This is a genomic window from Phocaeicola fibrisolvens (assembly GCF_025567125.1).
Taxonomy (GTDB): Bacteria; Bacteroidota; Bacteroidia; order Bacteroidales; family Bacteroidaceae; genus Phocaeicola; species Phocaeicola fibrisolvens.
Genome location: NZ_JAOQJI010000114.1, coordinates 1 through 346, shown reverse-complemented (window position 1 = coordinate 346; position 346 = coordinate 1). Strand labels below are relative to the sequence as shown.

At 50.0% G+C, this 346-nt stretch carries 1 protein-coding gene; it reads right to left on the bottom strand.

Features of this window, described 5'->3' with window-relative positions; translation table 11 throughout:
• A partial coding sequence (locus OCV81_RS17740) for a transposase (RefSeq protein WP_148331140.1) occupies positions 1-333 on the bottom strand: 333 nt, incomplete at its 3' end.
• Positions 334-346: the final 13 nt, after the last annotated feature.

The window sequence follows — 346 nt, the reverse complement described above, 5'->3', positions numbered from 1 at the left end:
ATCCTTCAACCGGCTGCTGCGGAAACGGTTGATGGTGTTGTGGTCAGGCACCCTGGTACCGGTCAGCCACATGAAGCGGATGTCATTGCGGCAGAACTCCTCGATGCGGCGGCTGGAATAGATATTGCGCAGATAGGCATATACCAGAATCTGCAGCATCATGCGGGGATGATAGGCCGGACAGCCTTTGACGGAGTACTTGCGGTAAAGTTCTTCCAGGCTGATCTGTTCAATAATACGGTGAACAACCCGGACCGGGTCGTTCTGGGGAATAAAATCGCCTAAACACGGAGGTAAAAGCAGATTATCGTTGGAGGTATAGTTTTTAAACATTATCTTTGGGATA